The sequence below is a fragment of the Coriobacterium glomerans PW2 genome, assembly GCF_000195315.1.
GTDB lineage: Bacteria > Actinomycetota > Coriobacteriia > Coriobacteriales > Coriobacteriaceae > Coriobacterium > Coriobacterium glomerans.
The window spans coordinates 1342044-1361960 of record NC_015389.1 but is presented as its reverse complement, the minus strand read 5'-3'; the positions used below and the strand labels follow the sequence as shown (position 1 = coordinate 1361960).

Here is a 19917-nt window from a genome sequence, read left to right as displayed (position 1 = left end):
TGACTTCGCGATTCAAAGAACCGGCCCTGCGATACTTAAATGATTCTTATCTCTGATATCCTCGCGGTCGCGCATGTTACGATGGATCATGCAGATGGTCCATGATCCCCGCCTTACGGTTCCCCGCGGCACCTGCCGTACGATCGGCAGCACCGACCCAGCAGCGAGGTACTGCCGTGACAGCCGTGTTGGCATCCCCCTGTCAGCTTGTGAGACCATCTGCGACGGGGCGGCGGCCACCTTGGCGGCTGCCCCTCTCTTTTGAGCAGATGACATCACCTGGACTCGGCGCGCAGGGCCCGCATGACAGCCGGGCCGCGATGGTGAAACCCTCGCGATCGCGCCGTCATGATATCTCCGTTGCGATCCGGGCATACTCTGCCGCGTACTCACAGGTGCGCGCCGATGTGCGCGCTGGCGAAGGGAGCCGCAAATGCGATACCAGCAGATCGGAACATCCGGCATCGAGGCGAGCCGCGTGGCGATGGGTGTCATGCGCATGGCTGACAAGACGCGCGAAGAGGCGAGAAGCGTGGTCGACGCGGCGCTCGAAGCCGGTATAGACTTCTTTGACACCGCAGACGTCTACGGCGACGGAATGAGTTCCGCTGCCCTGGGTCAGGCGCTGCGCGACGTCAGCGTCGATCGGTCTCAGATCGAGGTGCAGACGAAGTTCGGCATCGTTCACAATGAGGACGCGCAGCACGGGTCACACTACGACTTCTCCCACGACCACCTCGTGGATTCAATCGATCAGGAACTGCGGCGGCTGCAGACCGACTACGTGGATTTCGTGCTGCTGCATCGTTTCGACACGCTCGTTGATGTCGACGAGCTCGCTGCGACCATAGATGAACTGGCGGAGACCGGCAAGGTGCTCCGGTTCGGCGTGAGCAACGTCGGCCCTTGGACCGTCGAGATGCTCCAAGCGGCCTTGCATCAGCGGCTTGATGTGAACCAGCTGCAGTTCGGACTCAAGCATGCCGGCATGGTTCAGGTCCAGGTGCACGAGAACATGCTTGATGATCAGGCGATCGATCGCGACGGAGGGGCGCTGGTCTACTCCCAGCTGCGACAGATGACCCTTCAGGCGTGGAGTCCGATGCAGTACGGCATGTTCGAGGGTCATTTCGTCGACAATCCCAAGTTTCCCGAGCTGAACAAGAAGCTCGCCGAGATCGCCGAGGCGCATGACGTCACGAAGGAGGGCGTGGCCACCGCTTGGATCCTGCGTCATCCCGCCAAGATACAGGTCATTTCCGGTTCGATGAATCCCGAGCGCATCGCCCGGGTCGCAGCCGGGGCCGGTGTGGATCTGGACCGGCAGGAGTGGTATGACCTCTACACCGCAGCCGGCAACGAGCTGCCCTAGCGCAGCGAGGTTTGCCGAAAGGCTTGATGAGTCCCGGGCGCGCACAGAGGGGCGCGCCTTGCCGTTCCTGTGTGCGCACGGGGCTGTGGGCCGTCTCGCTCGCGTGCGCCCCTAAAATGATAGGTGCAGCCGAGAGGCTTTGGGATGGCGCGAGAACGGAGCGCCATATGATGAGCGCCGGTGGGGCGCAGGAGGATTTGCATGTCTGAGTACAGCGAGAACGAAGAGATGATGAGCGCATCCGAGCAGGAGACGCCCGAGACGCTCACGGAAGCCGAGACGGCTGAGACCGAGAGCTCGACGATTGCGGCGGGCGGACCCGCTGCGCAGCAGGCGCCCGCCTGTCCGGATTGTGATACCGCAGCGCAGGAGCAAGGCGAATCGGAGCCGACGGCCGCTCCGGCGACAGGGGAGCGGGAAAAGCCTTCGACCGATCTGGACGGAGAGCTCTTCGACAAGGTGAACAGAGCGGCGCGGCTGCTTCGGAATCGCCGCTCCATGGTCCACGAGGAGGCCGAGGCCGACGGTGCGCGTCTGGGCGATCTGATACGCGCGCTCAAACTTCTCGAGCTGAAACCTCGGATGGAGCAAAAGGAGATCGCAGACCTACTCGGCATGCGCCTTCGCGAGGTCGATGACCTTCTCCGAAGCGCGGAGAAGCACGATATCGTCGGTCGCATCGAGCCCGAGGAGGACGACATGCGAAAGGTCGTCGTCTTCGCCAGCGAGGATGCAATCGAGATCGCGACCGCACAGGGCAAAAAGCGCAAGAAGCTCGTTCCTCAGCTTTCCGCCGAGGTGGCCGAGCGACTGATCTCCGATCTCGCTCAGGTCATAGATCCCCTCGTCGCCATGGGCCTCGACGAGGACCGCGACAACAGGGGCGACCGCGGGGGACGCGGCGGCTTCGGCGGACGCGACGACCGGGGCGGCTCGCGCGGCGGCTTCGGCGGAAGGGGCGGACGCGACGATCGGGGATCCCACGGCGGTTTCGGAGGACGCGACGATCGCGGTCCGCGCCGGGACTTCGGAGGCCGTGACGACCGCGGGGGACGCGGCGGCTTCGGAGGCCGCGACGACCGGGGCGGCTCACGCGGCGGCTTCGGCGGACGCGACGATCGCGGTCCGCGCCGGGACTTCGGTGGTCATGACGACCGCGGTGGACGCGGTGGATATCGCGGCTAGCTTTCGCTTGTCGGCCAAGCGGGCCGGTGCATCTTCATCGAGCCCGCTCGGTCTTCTCATGTTCGAGCTCGCTTTGCCGTTCGCGTCGACAAGGGATGTGCGTTCGCTGCATTTGCTCTTCTGCGGATAGGAGTGCCGATCACTGGGCATAATGATATAGAGTTCTATCCAATAGCAGAGAAGGGATCGGCGATGGCTGACTTTTTCAAGGATTCCGAAGGTAACATTTTTGTATCGCTGAAAACGGATGCCCCCACTCCTGAGGGCTTCAACAAGCTCGATGTCAACACGGTGGACGCCGTGAAGGAGAAGCACGTGCCCGTTGTCGAGATGCAGCGTGACGGACACATCATCCACGTTCAGATCGGCGAGGTCGAGCACCCCATGATCGAAGAGCACCACATCGAGTGGATTGCCCTCGTGACCCCCGATCGCCTGGAGATCCATGAGCTGAAACCGGGGCAGTCGCCGACGACGTTCTTCGCGGGCGGCGCGAAGTCCGGTACGGTGTATGAGCACTGCAACATCCACGGGCTGTGGAAGGCGGACTTCTAAGTCAGACCCCGGCACGCGTCTCGGATCAACGGATGGATCGCGAAGGGCCGCCGCCGGTGGCCCTTCTTGGACTGAAGGGGGTTTGTGCTTGAAGATCGCACTTGCCCAGATCGATGCCCGCCTCGGTGACATCGAGGGAATCTGCGCACGCATAGAGCAGCAGGCGCACCTTGCCGCCGAGCAGGGCGCTCGGTTGCTGTGCACTCCCTTTCCCCTGTTCACAGGCGTGAATGCCGGCGGACTTCTTGAATCGCCCAATTTTGAGCACAGCATGGTTCGCGCACTCGGCGAGCTTTCTGAGCGGCTGGCTTCGACCGATATCACCTGCCTTGTGCCAGCGACGGTCAACTATCTCGATGCTCCGCTGTTCGAATTGTTCATGTTGAAGGACGGGCGACTCATCCCCACGCGCAGCATGCTCGCGCAGCGCCGGGAGGCCGCCGCGCCCATCGTTTGGACGCCCCCGGTGTTCGATGTGGCCGGCGTGCGCATCGCGGCGACCTTCGATCTCGAGCACGATATCGAGGAGGTCCCCACGGGCTGCGATCTTGTCATATCCTTTCAGGTCAATGCATTCGACGCCTCCGATGAGACGACGGCGGCGGTCGCCGCGATCGAGCGGAGTCGGGTGCCGGACGTCGTCTCGAGAAAGGGCGTGTGGCTCGCTTGGGTCGCGCCGGTGGGCGGCTTCGATGAGGTGGTCTACACCGGGGGCTCCTTTGTCATGGACGACATCGGGCGCGTGGTGGCTGCGGCTCCGTGCTTCGAGGAGTCCCTGCTCGTGCAAGACGTGCACCATGGGACCTTTGCCATCGAAGACGAGCGGGAGCCCTCGCTGCCCGGCTACAGTCGAAATGAGTGGATCTGGGGAGCGCTTCGCATCTCCCTCAGAGATTCCGTGCGCGCGAGCGGACGCGAAAAGGTTGCCCTCGTGCTCTCGAACGATCTCTCGAGCTCGCTTCTCTGCGCGCTGTGCGTCGATGCGCTCGGTCCGCGCAACGTGATCGGTCTTATCGTCGATCTCGGCGCGTCCGCATCGCAGAGGGATTCCGATGAGCGTTCGCGCGCGGAGTCGATCCGCGCGTTCGCGCGAAACCTCCATATTCAACTCGTGGAGCGGACAGGCGCCTCCGCCTTCGGTCGGGATGCGAGCTCGTCTGCGCTCTCCGGCGACATGATGCGCGCAGGGCAGATCACCGGCGTGCTGCTCGATGAGGTCGCCCAGCAGGCGGACGCCCTGGCCGTGAGCCCCATTTCGAAGACCGATGCCGCCCTGGCCGCTCCTTTGCATGCGGCTCGTTATGAGGGGATGGTCGCGCCCTTCGGAGATGTGTACCTGACGACGCTCGAGTTTCTGGCCAAGGAGCGCAACCGCTTGGCTCCGACGATACCCGAGGGCGCGGTGAATCTGCGGGCGGTGAAGCAATCGATGGCCGAGATCCTCGTCTGGATGGTCGTGAGCAATCGCGATCACCCGGAGTACCGCGAGCGCATGGCGCAGGTTCTGACCGCTCTCGAGCCGCACGAGATCGACGCCGTGCTCGAGGCGCACGTCGATCGGTCCTGTCCGTTCGAGGAGATCCCGCAGGTCGAGAAGAACCCCGAGGCGGTCGCCTTGCTGCTCATGTTCGTTCGCGGCGGTGAGAGCGCAAGGCGCATGCTGCCCATGGCCCCGATCATCTCCGCGCGCTCGTTCGTCGAGCGCGATTGGCCCCGTTCGCTTGCTTGGTCGGATATGGGGCGCAACGGCGATGAGCTGCTGTCGGCCCACGATATCGCTGTCGGCGAGATCGAGGGCATCCGCTCCCGCGCAGCGCGAAGCGGTGAGCGGATGCGCGGTGAGATCATGGGACTGGTGGGTGGTCTGTTCGGGCTCACACCCGAGCAGGTGGAGGAGCTCAGCTCGGCCGAGGGCCAGCAGCGCATGCGGGAGAGCTTCGAGCACTTCGAGAGCCAGATTCAAGACGCCATCAACAGAATGGCCGACAGCGACGATGGGCACGGCGGACCAGGTGGCACGCAGACTCCGCCGACGCACCCGCCCTCGGATCCGTCGTCGCGCAACCTTCCGTTCTTTTCACAGAACTGATCGAGATCCCGCCGTCGCGCGCTGCCGATCATGCTATATTAGAACAGATGTTCGCGTTGATTCGAGCGCCGGATCGGTTGGTCCGCGCGAAGGAGGTCGCATGGTCGTTCTCGGTATCGATCCGGGTCTCGCCAACACCGGGTGGGGTGTCGTGGAGGAACGCTCCGGCGATGTGCGCTGCCGTGCGTACGGCTGCATCCAGACCGCATCTGGCTCGCCGCTCGCCGTCAGGCTGCGTCGCATCGCAGACGATCTGAGGGCGGTCGTCGAGCGCTATCGTCCCCAGACCGCGGCGATCGAGGACATCTACTTCGGTGTCAACGTCCGATCGGCTATTCCCACCGCCCATGCGCGCGGCGCGGCGCTCGTGGCGTGCTCGCTTGCCGGAATGGACGTGGGCGAGTACACTCCGATGCAGATCAAGCAAGCCGTCGTGGGCACCGGTGCGGCTGACAAGGCGCAGATCGCCTATATGGTGAGGCGTCTTCTGCAACTCGATCGCGAGCCGCGCCCCGACCACGCGGCCGACGCGCTCGCCTGCGCTATCTGCCATGCGCATCTCGTGCGCACAGCGGCCCTCACGGACGGCCGGTTCACTCAGACGAAAGGGAGCGCCTACGCATGATCTCGCAGCTTCACGGAACGCTTGTCGACTCCTCACCGACCTCGGCGCTGATAGATGTCGCCGGTGTGGGCTACGAGCTCGGTATCTCCGGTGTCACCGCGCAGGCGCTGCCTCAGCCGGGCTCAGACGTCATGCTCTTCACTCGCCTGCAGGTGCGTCAGGATGCGCTCACGCTGTTCGGTTTCGCGACGCGCGAGGAGCGCGCGATGTTCGATCGCCTCATCGCGGTCTCGAGCATCGGCGCGCGTCTCGCGCTCGCCACGCTCTCGACGTTCACGGTCTCCCAGATTCGCGTTATCGTGGCGCAGGAGGATGCCGCGCGCATGGCCGAGGTCCCCGGTGTGGGCAAAAAGACCGCGCAACGCCTCATCTTGGAGCTCAAGAGCACACTTGAGAAGGGAGATCTGCCGGGCTGCGCCGACGCGTCTCGTGAGTCCGGTGCCATGTCCCCCTCCGCCGGGTCCGCCGTCGACGATGCGCGCGCGGCCCTGCTGTCCATGGGATTCAGCCCGCAAGAGGTCGCAGTCGCGCTCGAGACACTCGGCGACGAGGAGCGCGAGATGCGCGTCGAGAGCGTTCTGGCAGGCGCGTTGCGGCGCCTGGGGAGCGGCGCATGATGTGGGAAGCGGATGCCTCGCAGGATCTCTGGGCGGCTCCGGGTGCGACCGAGCCCGCGGACTCTCAACGCGCTCAGAGCGACGAGCGCCTGCTCACCGCCGATCTGTCCCCGGACGATCTCGAGGTCGAGCGCACCTTGCGCCCGCAGCGCTTGGAGGACTACTGCGGGCAGAGCCACATCAAGAGAAGCCTGCGCATTCTTATCGAGGCGGCACGGCATCGCGGCGAGTGTCTCGATCATGTGATGTTCTCCGGTCCTCCGGGCCTCGGCAAGACCACGCTTGCGACCGTTCTCGCCAACGAGCTGGGAGCGCAGATCAAGACCACGTCCGGTCCGGCTATCGAGCGAACCGGCGATCTCGCGGCGATCCTCACGAACCTCCAGCCCGGAGACGTCTTGTTCATCGACGAGATCCACCGGCTCAACCGCTCGGTCGAAGAGGTTCTCTATCCCGCTATGGAGGATTTCGCGCTCGATATCGTGATCGGCAAGGGACCGGCGGCGCGCTCCATCCGCCTCGAGATCCCCAGGTTCACGCTCGTGGGGGCCACCACGCGCTCGGGCATGCTCACCGGGCCGCTGCGCGATCGGTTCGGTATCTCCTTCAGACTCGACTACTATGCGATCGACGACCTCGCCGCGATTGTTGAGCGCTCCGCGAGGATTCTCGGTGTCGATATCGATGCGGACTCCGCTCATGAGATCGCCTCGCGTTCCCGCGGTACGCCGCGGCTTGCGAATCGCCTGCTCAAACGTGTCCGCGACTACGCTCAGGTACGCGGTGGCGGCTCGATCGATCTATCGATATCGCAAGAGTCGCTCACGTTCTTCGAGATCGATGAACTCGGCTTGGATTGGATGGACCTGCGCATCCTGGAGACGCTCGCAAGGACGTTTCGGGGGCGCGCGGTGGGCCTCTCAACGCTCGCGAGCGCGGTGGGCGAGGACCCCGCCACCTTGGCCGATGTCTACGAGCCCTATCTGCTCCAGTGCGGTCTGATGGTGCGCACGCCCCAGGGTCGCCAGGCGACGCCCGCCGCCTTCGATCACCTCGGCTGCGATCGCGTGAGCGCCAAGGAGAGCGACGCTGCGCGATAGCCTCCGTGCGTCATCCGTGAGGAGGTGCGCGCTGGCTCTCGCTTGCCGCGCGCCGATGCGTCCGCTTTGCGCTATGGTTATATGTGACGGCGCGAGATGACTCTTGCGCCGCACCACTCAGGGAGGGGATATCCATGCATTCAGATATCGAGATCGCGCAATCGGTTTCACCCGTGCCCATCGTCGAGGTCGCGCGCCAAGCGGGCGTCGATGCGCAGCATCTGGTCCTGTACGGCACCGACAAAGCGAAGATCGACTACTCCCTCTTGAATGCCGCTGACGCGCATCGCGCGAAGCTCGTCCTCGTCACAGCGATCAATCCCACGCCGGCGGGGGAGGGCAAGACCACGACCACCATCGGCTTGGCCGACGGCCTGCGTCGTCTCGGTCGCAGAAGCGCGGTGGCGCTGCGCGAGCCCTCGCTCGGCCCGGTCTTCGGCGTGAAGGGCGGCGCCGCCGGCGGCGGATACGCTCAGGTCATTCCGATGGAGGACATCAACCTGCATTTCACGGGTGACTTTCACGCGATCGGCGCTGCGAACAACCTGCTCGCCGCTATGATCGACAACCATGTCCAGCAGGGCAACTCCTTGGACATCGACGTGCGTCGCATCACCTGGAAGCGCGTCGTCGACATGAACGACCGCCAGCTCAGGAAAATCGTCGATGGTCTGGGCGGCCGGCCCTGCGGCACACCGCGCGAGGACGGCTTCGACATCACGGTCGCCTCCGAGGTCATGGCTATTCTGTGTCTGTCCGTCTCGCTGTCCGATCTCAAAGAGCGCCTCGGCGCCATGGTCGTCGGCTGGACGCGCGCAGGCGAGCCGGTGCGGGCTCGCGAGCTGCGCGCCCAAGGTGCGATGGCCGCCCTGTTGAAAGATGCCCTCAAGCCCAACCTCGTCCAGACGCTCGAGGGCACGCCAGCCTTCGTGCACGGCGGGCCGTTCGCCAACATCGCGCACGGATGCAACTCGATCATGGCGACGCGCATGGCGATGCGCTTCGGCGATATCGCCGTAACCGAGGCCGGATTCGGAGCAGATCTGGGTGCCGAGAAGTTCTTCGACATAAAGTGTCGGATGAGCGGTCTTGTCCCCGATGCGGTCGTGATCGTCGCGACGGCCCGAGCGCTCAAATTCAACGGCGGCGTCGCGAAGGCGGATCTCGATCGGGAGGACACCCCCGCGCTCGAGCGCGGTCTTCCCAATCTGCTGAGGCATGTTGACAACATTCAGCGGGTCTTCGGTCTTCCCTGCGTGGTGGCGATCAATCGCTTCCCGACCGATACCGCCGCAGAGCTCGAGCTCATCGAGCGGTCGTGCTCGGAGCACTCCGTGCGCGTCAGGCTCTCAGAGGTCTGGGCAAAAGGAGGTGCGGGCGCCACCGAGCTCGCCGAGGAGGTTCTGCGGCTGCTCGAGGAGCCGGCGCACTTCCGCCTCGCCTACGAGGACGGCACCGACGTCGCCGATGCGATTCAAGCGGTCGCGCACAAGGTCTACCGCGCCGATGGCGTCGAGTACAGCCCCGCTGCCTCAAGACAGCTGACCGAGCTGCGACGCTGCGGCTTCGGTGAACTGCCCGTCTGCATCGCCAAGACGCAGTACTCCTTCACCGACGATCAGACCAGACTCGGCGCGCCGGAGGGATTCACCATCTTCGTCCGCGAGCTCAGGGTCTGCGCGGGGGCGGGCTTTATCGTCGCGCTCACCGGCAGCGTGCTCACGATGCCCGGACTTCCGCGCGTGCCGGCCGCCGAGCACATCGATGTCGATGACCGAGGCGTCATCACGGGACTGTTCTAGGGGAGCGGCAGTGGCGATTATCATAGATGGAAGAGCGCTCGCGGCTCGCGTGCGCGCTCAGGCGGCAGCGGATGCCGCGCGCCTCACGGCTGCGGGGTCGGCTTTGGGACTCGCCGTGGTGCTCGTCGGAGAAGACCAGGCCTCCAGGACCTATGTTCGATCGAAGCTGCGCGACTGCCGGGAGTGCGGCATACGATCGTTTGACTACAAGCTGTCCGCGGACACCTCGCAGGACCGTCTCATGTCGCTCATCGCTCGGCTGAACGCCGATGATGCCGTCTCGGGCATTCTGGTACAGATGCCCCTGCCGCCCCACCTCGATGCGGAGGCGGTCGTGCAGGCGGTCGATCCCGCCAAGGATGTGGACGGGTTCCATCCGGAGAACCTCGGCAGACTCGTTCGCGGCCTGCCCGGGCTGCGACCCTGCACGCCGGCGGGCATCATGTGCATGCTCGACGCCTACGGCATCGATCCGGCGGGGAAGAGCGCCGTCATCGTGGGCCGATCCTCGATCGTGGGCAAACCCATGTCGCTCATGCTGCTCGCCCGTGATGCGACGATCTCGGTCGCCCATTCCCATACGGCCGACATCGCCGAGATCTGCCGTGGCGCCGATATCCTCGTGGCCGCTTGCGGCAGCGCCAAGATGGTGCAGGGCGATTGGGTCGCAGAGAGGGCGACGGTCATCGATGTCGGTATGGACCGAGACGAGAGCGGTGCCCTGTGCGGGGATGTCGATTTCGACGCGGTCGAGCCGCGCGCGGCAGCCATCACCCCGGTACCCGGCGGGGTGGGCCCGATGACGCGCGCCATGCTCATGCGCAACGTCGTCTCAGCGGCCGCCTCCGAGCTCTGCGGATGATTCCAGAATCCGGCACGAGGGCACAAGGATCCGCGCATCGCAGGATGGCGTCCATGCCCTTTCCGCATGAAAAAAGGCGTCCGGATCGCTCCGGACGCCTTGCATGCCAAGGTGCGCCTGATCAGCGGGATGAACCCTAATCGATCTTGCGGACGTTGATGGCCTGGGTCTCGCCTGGCTTCTTGCCCTCGCCGAGTTCGAACTCGACGCGATCGCCCTCGTCCAAGGACTTGAATCCATCCATCTGAAGTGCGCTGAAATGCACGAACACGTCAGACTTGGAACCGTCCTCGGGAGCGTCATCGGGAGTGATGAAGCCATAGCCTTTTTCACGGAAGAACGATTTCTTAAGAGTACCGGTTGCCATTCTAAACCTTTCTTTCTGTGCTCCGTGGGGAGCAAGTGCCGCACGGAGCGGTCGCCTCGCGCTATGAGGATCATACTCCAAAATCTCTTCTCGTGTTCGCAAGAATCGCAAATTTTAAGAAACATTCTGTGCTCGGGTCGCTTGCGCGGTCTAGCGGCTCGACGCGGCGCTACACTTGATGGGAATGGCACCGCATGCGATCTCAGGTGCGATGCGCCGGGGACGCATCTCGCGCCCGTCAGGCTTCCGAAGGGCATGCGGCTCATCCGTCGTCTCGGATGCCCGCCTGCCGCGTGCGATTTCGCCACGAGGGCGCGGGTACAAGGGTGGCAACGCCAACGCATGCGCCGAGCCTGAGGTTCGGGGGTATGCCGGACAAGGAGGTATGAGGTATGACCGCACGATTCGAGGATCTCATCAACGGTATGCTCAACGTCGGCTTCGGCGCGGCCGTCACCGCTTCGGAGAAGAGCAGGGAGGTCCTGCATCAGCTGAATGACAAAGGCGAGCGGGTGCGTTCGCAGCGATCGGAGTCGAACTTCGCCCGCTCCATGGCTCAGGTCTTCGAGCAGGCAGGCGGTACCATCTCAGATGTCACCGCCACGATCGGCGCCACCGGCGAGACCGCAGCCGAAAGGATCCTCGATGAGCTGATTCGGGCCCGCGTGCGCCCGATGGATGCGCGCGGACGCATCGCCTTCATCGAGCACGTCCGGTCGCTCGTGAACTCCATCGATGACACCGCCCGCGCGGGCGCCACGCCAGCCGGCGCCCCCGGCGAGGCTGGCACGGAGTCGGCTGGGCCCTCATCTGCGCTCACGGGATCCGCGCACCCCGCTGATCCCGGCGACGAAAGGTCTTTCAGCGCCGGCGGCCGGGCGTAGCGGGCGCGCGCGATGACAGCGGAGCCGAACGGAAACGACGCTTCGGCGACGGACGGCGCAAAGGGTCGCTCTGATCGAGCGTTCGACGCGAGGCGCTCCCCGCGCGCACGCAGACGTGCGGCCCGCGCGGTCGACGCGGTGCGCACCGAGCCGGCCACCATGGCCGATGCCGAGAAGTACCAGCTCACATTCACCGGCAAAAGAAGACGCATAGCCGAGATCTTCAGACTCGCGAGAAAATACGAGATCTGGAAGGATCTGACGCCGGTTCGCCTTCGCTGCCTGCTCGAAGAGCTGGGACCGATGTTCGTCAAGATGGGACAGATCTTGGCGAACCGCTCGGAGATCCTGCCGCAGCGCTTCTGCGACGAGCTGGCTCACCTGCGCACCGAAGTCGAACCGGTCCCCTTCGCTGTCGTGCGCGACTGTCTCGAATTCGAGTACCGCCGACCCCTTCGGGAGGTGTTCGCCTCGATCGAGGAGCAGCCGCTTGGCAGCGCGTCGCTCGCCCAGGTCCATCGCGCACGGCTCACCAGCGGGGAAGACGTCGCCGTCAAGGTTCAAAGGCCCGGCGCGCAACAGGTCATGGCACAAGATATCGACATCATGCGCTCGCTGGCGAGACGCATCTCGCGCTTCGTCAAGACCGAGCAGTTCATCGATTTGCGCGACGTGGTGGAGGAACTCTGGGATTCCTTCCGCGAGGAGACGAACTTTCTCGCGGAGGCGCGCAACCTCGACGAGTTCTACGCGCTTCATGAGGACGTCCCCGATGTGTCGTGCCCGCGCTCCCACCTGTCCTACTGCACCGAGCACATCGTCGTCATGGACTACATCGATGGCATCTCGATAGCCGATCCCGCCGCGATCGCGCGCACGGGCGCGCGCCTGAGCGATATCGGCGATGCGATCGTGGAGGACTACGCCAAGCAGGTTCTCGATGACGGGTTCTTCCACGCCGATCCCCATGCGGGCAACATCATCTACAAAGACGGCGTGATCTTCTTCATCGATCTGGGCATGGTCGGTCGGATGTCCTTTCATGATCGCACCGCGGTGCGCGACATCTGCGCCGCGGTCGGCAGAAGCGATGTTCCCGCGCTGAAGGACGCCTTCATGCGGATCGCGGTGGCGCGCGGGGACACGGCCCAGATCGATCATGCGGCGTTTCTGGCGGATCTCGATTGCATCGTCCAGGATTTCGGCAGCATGGAACTGAAGAATCTGGACATCGGTCGCTTCCTTGGATCCCTTATCAATCTGGCGCGCAGGTACGATGTCGAGCTGCCGAGCGTGATGACGCTCTACGCTCGCGGCATGGTGACGCTCGAGGGGCTGCTCAGCGAGTATATGCCCGAGGTGAACATGATCAAGATCATCTCCGAGCACATCATGCGGGAGCAAGCCGGTTTCGCGGGCATCGAGCACGCCGCCGACGATCTCTTCGATGCCATCGGCCGCGCGCTCACGGGCCATCTCCAGTCGGCGGAATACACGGGACTGGCCGCGCGCATGCTCACCCGGGGTCAGTTGAGGATCAACACGCGTCTCATGGGCTCCGAGGAGGTGTTTCGCCGTCTCGGCGGTATCATCGACAGGCTTTCCATGTCTATCGTGATCGCCGGACTCTTCATCGGATCATCGGTGGTGTACTACGCCAAGATCGAGCCGGTCATCTTCGGCATTCCGGTCATCGGCTTTCTGGGTTACGCCTCCGCGTTGCTCCTGGCGCTGCGTCTGGGACGCGAGATCTGGCGAAACTCCCACGGTCGCGGCAGGTGATCCGCACGGGCGAGCCGCTATCGCTCTAGGAGCTTCTCGTATCCGATGCGCACCCTATCTGCGGAGGCGCCGTGAGAGACCAAGGAGAACGAGGACAGCTCGCTGAAACCGCGGTGCCGCAGAAATCCGCGCATCGCCGTGTTTCCCGGATGGGTGTCTATGCGGATGCTTCGACGGCCGGCATCGCGGCATACCTTCTCGGCCGCGCGGAACATGAAGTCCATGACGCCGCGGCGCAGCGCCGCGTGCGCGCTCGCGCATCGGTGGATGGCGGCGTAGGGCGGCTCGCCGTCGCCTGCGTCGCAGGTGAGCCAGCAAATCTTCGAGGCGGTGTAGTCCGCGTCGCGGTCGAGTCTGATCGCGAGCGTGCCGAGCAGATGGCCGCTGTCATCTTGGGCCACGAAGCAGGCCCGCAGCGCGATGTCCGCGAGGACATCCTCGATGCCCGGATAGCCGTGCCCCCACTGCTTGATTCCGAGCCGCTCGATCGACGCGCGTCCCTCCTCCAGGATCTGGAGGACTCCTTCGGCGTCGCGCTCGCAGGCGGGACGCATGAGGAGTTTGCCTGTCATCTCAGGATCGATTCGGGTGCTGCGTGAAGAAATCGTATCGCGGCGGCAGCGGTCGCACCCGGTGGGTGCCGGGTGCCTCGCCGATACGCGCGATCAGCTCATCGGTCGTATCGAAGATGTGCTCCCATGAGAAGAACACCTTCGCCTCGATGTCGAAGTGGCTGCAGATGAGCTCGCAGCCTTGCGGCACGATTCCGTGCATGAGCACCGTTGCGCAGCGCAGCTCGAAGAACGCATCGATGAGCGCGCGCTCGAATGCGGGCGCGTCGCCTCCGCGTCGAGCTGCCGCCGACGCGTCGCTCCAGCGCTTGTTGGCCGCTCGCAGATACTCATCGCAGACGCCGAGGGCGCGATGCAGCTCGGTGAGATACATGTTGCGCTCGAACGCGATGATCGCGTGCTGAGCGGCTGCGAGCACCTCGCCGGCCGGCTCTCCTGCCGGAATGCAGCCCGCCTCGCGGACTCCTCCGTCCAGGGTGGTTCCCTGCTTGGCGGCTCCGTAGAAGCACGAGCGCGCCAACCTGTTGAATACGCCGGTGAGCAGCGCCCCCTCTTTCAGCACCGGATCGACGACGCGCGGATCGTCGCGCGCGATGAGGGGGTCTCCCTCCGGGTTCGTGCCGGTTTGACGCTCGTCATAGGCCTTTGGAGAGAAGCTGACCGGTTTCTCTCCCAGCCCGAGCGACAGCCAGTGAGCGCGGAGCTGCTCGACCGTGTAGTGCTCGAGCAGATCGTCTGCCAACGGAGGTGGGGTCGCGGAGCTGGACGATGCCTTTTTGCCCATGTACAGCAGATGACAGTTCGCCACGACGGTGCTCTGGGTGAGTCCCCATCCGAGCGCGCTCCAGATGGCTGGTTGCGCCACGCTGTAGAAGAAGATGTTGTCCTGACCGATGAACTGATAGATCCGCGCATCGTCCGTGCACCACCAGTCTCGCCAGTCCTGACTCGCGTAGCGCGTCGCCTCTCCGCGCTCGCGGGCGGCGGCAAGTGTGGCGCGCGTGAAGCTGATCGGCGCCCACAGACTCTCCGGCCAGCACCAGCATGTGAGGCCGGAGAGTCCCTCGATGGTGGGCGCGGGCACTCCCCAGGATATGTTGCCCGTGATGCGAAACGGCACGAGCGCCTTGCCCGAACGGAAGCGCACCCCGCCGCGCCTCAGGACCCCATGGGCCGCATCGCGCTCCCGCCAGCTCGGAAACGTGACGGTGAAGGAACTCTTTCCCTGCTGGGCCTCGGCGACCGTGTGATCGGGCAGCTCGTCTGCGATGGCATCGAAGGCTTCTCTGAACTTGGTCTGGATGTGGATCTGAGGCGGCAGCAGCCACTCGGCGACCGTCTTGGTCACAAGGGGCCGCGTGGTCCGGTCCTCCGCGAGCAGGGCGGAGCGCTCGCGCAGCAGTTCGAGTCGGCCGGGGAGATCGAAATAGAGGTTGTCCACCGGGACGAGTCTGGGCTCCTCGCCGGTGAGCGTGCTTCGAGGCGCGATCAGCTCCTCGGGCTCGAATTGATGACCGGCATCGCACTCATCGGCATAGGCTCGCTCGGAGCGGCAGCCCGCAAGAGGGCAGCGGCCGATGACTTGCCGACCATTCAGGAAGGTCTGCGCGCCATCGTCGAAGAACTGCTTGGTCGCTCGCTTGAACAGGGATCCGCACGCGTGCAACCGCTCGATGACGGCAGCAGTCGCGCTCTCGTGCACATCGCGGGCGGGGGGCAGCGCGCTGCCGCCGTACAGATCGCACGAGATGCCGAAGCGATCGAGCGTCGCGGCCTGGTCGCGGTGGTTTTCCGCTACGTAGTCAGCTATGGTCGCCGGAGCGCGCCCCTGCTCGCGCAGCAGCCGGTAGCTCTCTTGGATGGGCGAACCGTAGCAATCGGTGCCCGAGACGAACAAAACGTTGTCTTCTCCCAAGCGATCGCGCAGGAAGCGCGCGTAGAAGTCCGCGGGGACGAAGACGCCGCCGATATGACCGAAGTGCAGGCCCTTGTTGCCATAGGGCATGCCGGCTGTGACGACGGCGCGGCGCGGCCACCGCGGACGTTCGCTATCTGTGCGCTTGTGTGCCATGGACGCTCCTATGCAGATCCGTTTTCCTCGCGCTCGCTCCCGCACGAGATCATACCCGCTGGGCGGTAGCGCAACCAAACATTATCGCACAGCAGAGCCGCATTGCGTGTATCCTTGGATACATGACTGAAATCGGCAGCATACACACGTTTGACGATTCCGGCTTTTTGCGCTGGATCACTGGGTGCGCGCTGGCGGTGCTCCTGGCCGGAGCCGCGTTGCTCATCGTTGCGGTGAGCGCGCTTCATCTTGTCCCCTTCGGGCCCGCCGGCGCCCTCGGATCGATGCCGATCTGGATCCGTATCGGTATTTCGTTGGCCAGCCTGGCGGGAACCCTCATCCTCCATGAGCTGACGCATGCACTTCTTTTCAAGCTGCTGGCACCGGCGGGCGCTCGCGTGACGTTCGGGGCCAACTGGCGCGTCGGCATGATCTTCGCCTGCGCTCAGGGTGTTATCTACACAAGGCGGCATTATCAGATGATCGCCGTGGCGCCGAGTGTCGCGGTGAGCGGCCTCGCGCTCGCACTCGGCGCTGCGACAGGAGATCTGCTCGTGGGACTTGGTGTCGGGATTCTGCATCTGTCCTGCTGCACGGGCGACTGGGGCTATCTGCGGGCTATCCGCAGGAACGCCGCCATCACGCACTGTGAGGACATGCTGTGGGGTGTTCGATTCTACGGCGACGGCCCCGGTGCGTTCGACGACCGAGGCGCTTGCCCGCGGCACGACAGCTCGGGGGGATCATGAGACGGCTGCTGCTTCACGCGTGCTGCGCCCCCTGTGCGCTCGAGCCGCTGCGCGCGCTGCGCGCGGAGGGCTTCGATCCCATCATCTGCTGGGCGAATCCGAACATCCAGCCGCCTCAGGAGAGCGCCAGGCGTCTCGAGGAGCTCAGACGCTGGACAGCTCGTGCTCGAATCCGCCTGATCGAGACGCATGAGGACACCGACGCCTGGGAGCGGCTCGTCGCTCCGATAGGAGCCCTCGATCGGACTCGGCGCTGTCGGGCGTGCTATTCGCTGCGTCTGGCGCGGGCCTGTCGAGTCGCCTTGGACCAGGGCTGCACCCATGTGGCCACGACTCTGGCGGTCTCTCCATACCAGCTCCTCGATGTCTGCAACGAGGAGCTGGAGAGGCTCTCTCGCGCGCGCGGTCTCGTGCCGGTCGTCCGCGACTTCAGACCATGGTACCCCCGTGCCTGTCTGCGTTCGCGCGAGCTGGGGATGTATCGGCAGCGCTACTGCGGCTGCCGCTTCTCGGCGGCCGAGGCGGCGCTCGGGCGCGCGCGGATGCGCGAGCAGCGCCGCGCCGCGCGCGATGGCGCCGGCAGGGATGGAGGTTGAGCGCGCGGCCCTGTCTGCTGCTACCATGTTGTATCGCCGGATATCCGGCGATGCCGGCGCGACCGGCTGAGAGTGGGAAGGACGATCCATGCGCACCGATGACTTCGATTACGATCTGCCCGAAGAGCTGATCGCGCAGGCTCCCGTCGAGCCGCGCGACTCCTGCCGCATGCTTGTCATGCACCGACGGGTTGCATCCGCTGCTGCCGCAGCGGATGCGCGCGGCGATATCGAGCACCGAAGGTTCTCGGATATCATCGATTATCTCGCCCCCGGTGACCTGCTTGTCGCCAACGAGACGCGCGTCATGCCCGCGCGTCTCGTTGGCACGAAGCGCGAAACCGGTGGCGTCGCCGAGACCCTGCTGCTCAAGCGACGCGAGGATCTCGATGCGCTCGGGTCGGTGTGGGAGTGCCTCGTGAGTCCGGGCCGCAGGCTCAGGCCCGGCTCGGTGATCGAGTACCGCGCAGGAGGTCTCCATGCTCCCGTTCAGGCGCCGCCGGTCCTCATCGGGCAGATCGAGGCGTTCGTGGAGAACAGCAAGGGCGGCCGCTTGGTTCGCTTCCATCCGGTCGGCTCCGAGGCGCTCGACGGCCCCTGTACGCTCGACGCCGCGATCCATGCGGCGGGACATGTGCCACTGCCTCCCTATATCACCTCCTACGAGGGGGATCCGGAGAATTATCAGACCGTCTACTCGATGCGCGAGGAGCATTCGGCGGCCGCGCCCACCGCGGGCCTGCATTTCACCGAGGAGCTCATCGATCGTCTCCGCGCAAAGGGCGTCGGCTGGAAGACGGTTGAACTCGAGGTGGGAATCGACACGTTTCGGCTCGTGCAAGAGGATGATCCGACCGACCATGTCATGCACACCGAGCGCTACCACGTCTCAGCAGACGTCATCGAGGCGGTGCGCGCGACGAAGGCGGGCGGAGGTCGGGTGGTCGCCGTCGGGACAACAGCCGTCCGATCACTCGAGAGCGCCTTCGACACGATGCGCCCCGCGTCGCAGCCCCCGGTGGTCGCACGCCTGTTCGAGAACGCGCCGGACTCCGCTGCCGTGTGCTGTGCGGGCGATCTCGTCGAGCGTCGCGATGCGACGACGAGTCTGTACCTGATGCCCGGATCTACGTTTCACGTGGTCGACGCGCTCATCACCAACTTCCACGTGCCGCGCTCGACCCTCATGATGCTCGTCTCGGCGTTCGCTTCACGCGAGCAGATCATGGACGCCTACGCGCAAGCGGTTCGCGAGCGCTACCGCTTCCTGTCATTCGGCGATGCCATGTTCATAGACTAGCGGCCGATCGCGATCCAGATGACAAGCGCGATGGCGATGACGGCACAGGCGATGCCGACGATCGTCGCGATGAGGCGCAACCTTGATCTGCGGGTTCGCTCGCGCACGTTCCGCTCGGCGTCTGCGAGCGCCGCGACATCTGACTCCAACTGCTCGCGTGCGGCCCGATCTGCCTGAAGTCGATCGGACAGCTCCTCGGTGATCTCGGGGTGGGCGTGGATCTCGTCTGCCTCCTCGATCAGCGTCCGGGCCGTCTGCGCCTCGTCTTCGGCGTCAGCCGATCGCTGGTCCTGCGCTCGGCCCGCGCGCTCTTGGGCGCTGATCTGATCGCGAAGGCCGCGCTCCCGCTCGGATGCCTCCTGCTTTGCCGTCTCATAGCGGTCCCGCGCGGCGTCGGCCTCGTCGGTGATGGATCGAAATGCGTATCTCGCCTGTTCAACCGGTTTCTCTGCCTGCTGTGCGGCGGCTTTGGCGGCGAGCAGCGCCTGATTCAGCTCCTCGGTTATTGCCGGCAGCTTTGTTTTCGCAGCTTCCAGTTCGCCGGTCGCATCTGCGATCTCGACATCGAGCTGCGCCAGGCGCACCGAATAGGTCGCTGAGTTCACGGAGGGATTCCTGTCGACCTCGGCGCGCTCGGCCTTGAGCGTCTTCAGACGGCTGGCAGCGCTGTCGATGGCGCGCTGCGCCGCGGCGACGCCTTTCTCGCGATCGGGTTCGGCGCGCGCCAGAGCTTCCCTCGCGTCGTCGAGGCGCCGTTGCAGGCGGCTTCCCGACTCCCTGGCGGAGGCTTCTTTCGCCTCTGCTGCGTCGAGTGTCGCCTTGAGGCGGCGCTCGGCAACGGCATCGGCGGTGCGCGTCTGCTCGAGGACAGTTTTGAGTTGCTCGATCTCCCGCATGATCGTCTCATGCTCTGAGACCGCGTCAGCCTGTTTCTTGAGCGCCGCCTCCAGGCGCGCCGTCTGCGCGGCGACGATCTGCTCGTAGCGGTCTGCGACGTCCCTGCGGTGCAGGAGCAACCCGTCGGCTTCGGCGATGCGTCGATCGAGTTCGTCGAGTCGCTCGCGCGCCTCGGCGCTCGCGCGCCTCGCCGAACTCACCTCCTTGACCGCGTCGACGCCCTGCGTGAAGATGGATCCCACCTGTTCCATGGCACCCGAGACCCCGCCGCCCGTTCGCTCCTCTTGAGCCTGCGCGCGATCGTTCGACAATCCTGACTGTTCCTCCGCCTTAACGTCCCCGCTCTGATGCAGGTCCTCTGCGTCGCGCTCGGTGCGCTCGTCGCGCAACTCATCATCCCCCATGGTCTGCTCCCATCCCATCATCATCACAGCCCTGTGTGACAGGGCGCATCGTGCTATCACCATGATATAGTCTCTAGCGGACGGCAAC

The 19917-nt window shown here is 64.9% G+C and carries 18 protein-coding genes; 14 read left to right on the top strand and 4 right to left on the bottom strand.

Annotated elements, in window-relative coordinates:
• The first annotated feature begins 433 nt into the window (after positions 1 to 433).
• The 9 genes from CORGL_RS05960 (at position 434) to folD (ending at position 10207) form a co-directional block, all read left to right on the top strand.
• The gene (locus tag CORGL_RS05960; protein WP_013709015.1) at positions 434 to 1372 is read left to right on the top strand and encodes an aldo/keto reductase; all 939 of its coding nucleotides are present in this window, start codon (positions 434 to 436) and stop codon (positions 1370 to 1372) included.
• 201 nt (positions 1373 to 1573) lie between these two features.
• Complete coding sequence (locus tag CORGL_RS10010; protein ID WP_013709014.1) at positions 1574 to 2557, top strand: hypothetical protein; 984 nt, start codon at positions 1574 to 1576, stop codon at positions 2555 to 2557.
• A gap of 192 nt (positions 2558 to 2749) precedes the next feature.
• Entirely contained in the window at positions 2750 to 3112 is a 363-nt protein-coding gene (locus CORGL_RS05950) for a desulfoferrodoxin family protein (RefSeq protein WP_013709013.1), read from the top strand.
• 88 nt (positions 3113 to 3200) lie between these two features.
• Positions 3201 to 5201 (top strand): NAD(+) synthetase, encoded by a 2001-nt coding sequence (locus tag CORGL_RS05945; protein WP_013709012.1) that lies wholly within the window; start codon positions 3201 to 3203, stop codon positions 5199 to 5201.
• A 100-nt stretch (positions 5202 to 5301) separates the two neighbouring features.
• Positions 5302 to 5826, top strand: coding sequence for a crossover junction endodeoxyribonuclease RuvC (gene ruvC / locus CORGL_RS05940; protein ID WP_013709011.1), 525 nt, complete (start codon positions 5302 to 5304; stop codon positions 5824 to 5826).
• Complete coding sequence (gene ruvA, locus CORGL_RS05935; RefSeq protein ID WP_013709010.1) at positions 5823 to 6443, top strand: Holliday junction branch migration protein RuvA; 621 nt, start codon at positions 5823 to 5825, stop codon at positions 6441 to 6443. The genes ruvC and ruvA overlap by 4 nt, the downstream gene beginning before the upstream one ends.
• A complete protein-coding gene (ruvB, locus tag CORGL_RS05930) occupies positions 6440 to 7543 on the top strand; it encodes a Holliday junction branch migration DNA helicase RuvB (RefSeq protein WP_013709009.1) in 1104 nt (367 codons plus the stop codon). The genes ruvA and ruvB overlap by 4 nt, the downstream gene beginning before the upstream one ends.
• A 134-nt stretch (positions 7544 to 7677) precedes the next feature.
• Positions 7678 to 9345 carry a formate--tetrahydrofolate ligase gene (locus tag CORGL_RS05925; protein WP_013709008.1) on the top strand — a complete coding sequence of 556 codons (1668 nt, stop codon included), beginning with the start codon at positions 7678 to 7680 and terminating at the stop codon, positions 9343 to 9345.
• A gap of 10 nt (positions 9346 to 9355) precedes the next feature.
• Entirely contained in the window at positions 9356 to 10207 is an 852-nt protein-coding gene (gene folD, locus CORGL_RS05920; protein ID WP_013709007.1) for a bifunctional methylenetetrahydrofolate dehydrogenase/methenyltetrahydrofolate cyclohydrolase FolD, read from the top strand.
• A 136-nt stretch (positions 10208 to 10343) separates the two neighbouring features.
• Here the strand turns inward: folD and CORGL_RS05915 are convergent, their stop codons facing one another.
• A complete protein-coding gene (locus tag CORGL_RS05915; protein ID WP_013709006.1) occupies positions 10344 to 10574 on the bottom strand; it encodes a cold-shock protein in 231 nt (76 codons plus the stop codon).
• A gap of 392 nt (positions 10575 to 10966) precedes the next feature.
• Here CORGL_RS05915 and CORGL_RS05910 point away from each other — a divergent pair, with 392 nt between their 5' ends.
• Both CORGL_RS05910 and CORGL_RS05905 read left to right on the top strand, forming a co-directional pair.
• The gene (locus CORGL_RS05910; protein WP_013709005.1) at positions 10967 to 11458 is read left to right on the top strand and encodes a hypothetical protein; all 492 of its coding nucleotides are present in this window, start codon (positions 10967 to 10969) and stop codon (positions 11456 to 11458) included.
• 159 nt (positions 11459 to 11617) lie between these two features.
• Entirely contained in the window at positions 11618 to 13240 is a 1623-nt protein-coding gene (locus CORGL_RS05905) for an ABC1 kinase family protein (protein ID WP_013709004.1), read from the top strand.
• 17 nt (positions 13241 to 13257) lie between these two features.
• On the opposite strand, the gene CORGL_RS05900 is transcribed toward CORGL_RS05905, so the two are convergent.
• Positions 13258 to 13812, bottom strand: coding sequence for a GNAT family N-acetyltransferase (locus CORGL_RS05900; RefSeq protein WP_041738646.1), 555 nt, complete (start codon positions 13810 to 13812; stop codon positions 13258 to 13260).
• A gap of 1 nt (position 13813) precedes the next feature.
• Complete coding sequence (locus CORGL_RS05895; RefSeq protein WP_013709002.1) at positions 13814 to 15883, bottom strand: class I tRNA ligase family protein; 2070 nt, start codon at positions 15881 to 15883, stop codon at positions 13814 to 13816.
• Between the two features lie 122 nt (positions 15884 to 16005).
• Between CORGL_RS05895 and CORGL_RS09425 the strand changes: the two genes are divergently transcribed.
• The 3 genes from CORGL_RS09425 to queA all read left to right on the top strand — a co-directional run bounded on the left by CORGL_RS09425 (position 16006) and on the right by queA (position 18528).
• The gene (locus tag CORGL_RS09425) at positions 16006 to 16632 is read left to right on the top strand and encodes a DUF3267 domain-containing protein (protein WP_013709001.1); all 627 of its coding nucleotides are present in this window, start codon (positions 16006 to 16008) and stop codon (positions 16630 to 16632) included.
• Complete coding sequence (locus tag CORGL_RS05885; RefSeq protein ID WP_013709000.1) at positions 16629 to 17228, top strand: epoxyqueuosine reductase QueH; 600 nt, start codon at positions 16629 to 16631, stop codon at positions 17226 to 17228. The genes CORGL_RS09425 and CORGL_RS05885 overlap by 4 nt, the downstream gene beginning before the upstream one ends.
• A gap of 88 nt (positions 17229 to 17316) precedes the next feature.
• Positions 17317 to 18528, top strand: a complete 1212-nt coding sequence (queA, locus tag CORGL_RS05880) for a tRNA preQ1(34) S-adenosylmethionine ribosyltransferase-isomerase QueA (RefSeq protein WP_013708999.1) — start codon at positions 17317 to 17319, stop codon at positions 18526 to 18528.
• Here the strand turns inward: queA and CORGL_RS05875 are convergent.
• Positions 18525 to 19892: a coiled-coil domain-containing protein gene (locus tag CORGL_RS05875; protein WP_172633547.1), complete on the bottom strand. Its 1368-nt coding sequence runs from the start codon at positions 19890 to 19892 to the stop codon at positions 18525 to 18527. The two genes, queA and CORGL_RS05875, sit on opposite strands and share 4 nt — an antisense overlap.
• Between the last annotated feature and the right edge of the window lie 25 nt (positions 19893 to 19917).

Coding starts and splice junctions, on each gene's coding strand:
- CORGL_RS05960 (WP_013709015.1), top strand. CDS start 434: ATGCGATACCAGCAGATCGGAACATCCGGCATCGAGGCGAGCCGCGTG.
- CORGL_RS10010 (WP_013709014.1), top strand. CDS start 1,574: ATGTCTGAGTACAGCGAGAACGAAGAGATGATGAGCGCATCCGAGCAG.
- CORGL_RS05950 (WP_013709013.1), top strand. CDS start 2,750: ATGGCTGACTTTTTCAAGGATTCCGAAGGTAACATTTTTGTATCGCTG.
- ruvC (WP_013709011.1), top strand. CDS start 5,302: ATGGTCGTTCTCGGTATCGATCCGGGTCTCGCCAACACCGGGTGGGGT.
- ruvA (WP_013709010.1), top strand. CDS start 5,823: ATGATCTCGCAGCTTCACGGAACGCTTGTCGACTCCTCACCGACCTCG.
- ruvB (WP_013709009.1), top strand. CDS start 6,440: ATGATGTGGGAAGCGGATGCCTCGCAGGATCTCTGGGCGGCTCCGGGT.
- CORGL_RS05925 (WP_013709008.1), top strand. CDS start 7,678: ATGCATTCAGATATCGAGATCGCGCAATCGGTTTCACCCGTGCCCATC.
- CORGL_RS05915 (WP_013709006.1), bottom strand. CDS start 10,574: ATGGCAACCGGTACTCTTAAGAAATCGTTCTTCCGTGAAAAAGGCTAT.
- CORGL_RS05910 (WP_013709005.1), top strand. CDS start 10,967: ATGACCGCACGATTCGAGGATCTCATCAACGGTATGCTCAACGTCGGC.
- CORGL_RS05905 (WP_013709004.1), top strand. CDS start 11,618: ATGGCCGATGCCGAGAAGTACCAGCTCACATTCACCGGCAAAAGAAGA.
- CORGL_RS05900 (WP_041738646.1), bottom strand. CDS start 13,812: ATGACAGGCAAACTCCTCATGCGTCCCGCCTGCGAGCGCGACGCCGAA.
- CORGL_RS05895 (WP_013709002.1), bottom strand. CDS start 15,883: ATGGCACACAAGCGCACAGATAGCGAACGTCCGCGGTGGCCGCGCCGC.
- CORGL_RS09425 (WP_013709001.1), top strand. CDS start 16,006: ATGACTGAAATCGGCAGCATACACACGTTTGACGATTCCGGCTTTTTG.
- CORGL_RS05885 (WP_013709000.1), top strand. CDS start 16,629: ATGAGACGGCTGCTGCTTCACGCGTGCTGCGCCCCCTGTGCGCTCGAG.
- queA (WP_013708999.1), top strand. CDS start 17,317: ATGCGCACCGATGACTTCGATTACGATCTGCCCGAAGAGCTGATCGCG.
- CORGL_RS05875 (WP_172633547.1), bottom strand. CDS start 19,892: ATGGTGATAGCACGATGCGCCCTGTCACACAGGGCTGTGATGATGATG.